This window comes from Nonomuraea sp. KM90 (genome assembly GCF_052246675.1).
In the GTDB taxonomy this organism is placed as follows: Bacteria; Actinomycetota; Actinomycetes; order Streptosporangiales; family Streptosporangiaceae; genus Nonomuraea.
This window is the reverse complement of sequence record NZ_JBQQCB010000332.1, coordinates 1-1,791: the sequence shown is the minus strand read 5'-3', so window position 1 is coordinate 1,791 and position 1,791 is coordinate 1. Positions and strand designations below refer to the sequence as shown.

Genomic DNA, 1,791 nt, shown 5'->3' with positions numbered 1-1,791 from the left:
CCCAAGACCAGGTAGTTAAGGTTTCTGGGCGGTTGGCAAGGGCGCTGTGGAGATCGGCTCGGCGGTGTAGATGCCTGGTTTTATCTTGCGGATGATCCGGCTGGCGGCCCAGCGCGATAGCTGCCGATACATCGTGTTCAGGGTGACATCGCCGAGGTGTTGGGCGATGTCACGGGCCTTCCATGGACGGGCGGGATCTTGGTGAAGGAGGGTCAGGACCTGTTGTTGTCTGCGGCGGTCGGCCGGGGTCATGGGGCGCTCGTCTCGGGACGCGGCGGGCAGGGTGGGTGGGGGTGGCAGGAGAGTGATGTCGAGGTCGGTGATGGTGCGGCTGTGGTCGGGCCGGCCATCGTCGAGCCGTTCGTTGTATCGGGAAGTGGGTGATTTGACCTTGCGGGTGCTGACGCGCAGGCGGCGGGGTGGCAGCAGTGCGGCCAGGACACGGCGTCCGATGGTTGCGACCAGGCCGGTGGTCATGCCGGGGTTGTCGCCCGGCTGAATGACCAGGTCGCGGGCGGTGTGTAGGGCGATGGAGAAGCTGCAGCGGTCGGGGTCGGTGCCGGGTCGGGACTCGGCGGCGTCGACCATCACGATGCGCAGGAGTTGATAGAGCGTGAGCACCGACCACATCTCCTGTTCCAGGCCGGCGGGGTCGCCTGAGCGCAGGATCCGTCCTTGCATCATGGTGTGGCGGAGCGCGTAGTAGGCGGACTCATGTTCCCATCGCTGGTGGTAGAGCCTGACCAGGGCGGCGGCCGGGTAGCGGCGGGCATCGGTCAAGGTGGTGACCAGGCGGTAGGTGCCGGTGAAGGTGGTGCCGTCGGTGCAGGTCACCGTGATACGGGCCTCGATGACGCGGATCTGCAAGGTGCCGATCACCGACAGATAGGAGCCGTCGGTGAGGGTGGCCAGGATGGGGGTGCGCCGGTTGCTGCGCAGCCGGCCGAGCACCTGGGCGCCGGTGGCGCTGACCTGGGCGAGGAAGGCGTTGCCGTCGAAGCCCTTGTCCCATAACACGAGCATGTCGGGCGTCAGCAGGTGCAGCAGGCGCCGGGCGTAGCCGCTCTCGCCCTCGCCGGTGGGGCCGAAGACCGCGCCGATCAGGGCCCGGGTTCCGGTCTCAACGAGCGTCATCAGCTCCAGCAGGGGATAGCCGCCATGGCCCGGGCTGCCCAGCCAGGCCCGGTTACGTATGGTGTCGGGTGCCTTGAGCGAGCTGCAGCCGTCGAAGGAGACGGTGCGGTAGGTCCCGAACCGTACTCCGGGCGTCGTGGGCTGGGCCAGCGGTCCGCTCAGCACCTCGAACAGACGCTGCATCGGCGCGCTGCCGACTCTGCGGCGCAGGTCACGCAGCGCTTTGGCGGTGGGCGTCACGACCGGCAGGGTGGCCAGCGAGGCCGTCAGCTTCTGCCAGACCAGCAGGTAGCCGACCTCGGGGAACAGGCACATCGCCAGCAGGAAGTAGACCCCGACACGCGAGGGCAGGGCGCGCAGACGGCGCTGCACGCCGCGGGTTTCCTCAAGGACCGCATCGACGAGCTCGAACGGCACCAGCGCGGTCAGCTCCCCCAAATGCCCGGGAGCGAACAACCTCCCGGCCGCCGAGCGGGGCGAAGAGCCCGTCTCGACAGCGCGAGAAACAGCAGAGCTGGCATACTCGGCAATCAACGGAGATCCAGTTTTTCGACGGCTGATTGTGGAAGATCACCGTTCTACTGGATCTCCGTTCCCACGTCCTGAGAACTCGCGCGCTTGACAGCACCACGACGACCTTAACTACCTGGCCTTGGG

1 protein-coding gene is annotated in these 1,791 nt (G+C 67.3%); it reads right to left on the bottom strand.

Annotated features, from left to right (window positions below):
- Nucleotides 1-15: 15 nt before the first annotated feature.
- Nucleotides 16-1,572, bottom strand: coding sequence for an IS4 family transposase (locus ACTWPW_RS63980; protein ID WP_443175005.1), 1,557 nt, complete (start codon nucleotides 1,570-1,572; stop codon nucleotides 16-18).
- Between the last annotated feature and the right edge of the window lie 219 nt (nucleotides 1,573-1,791).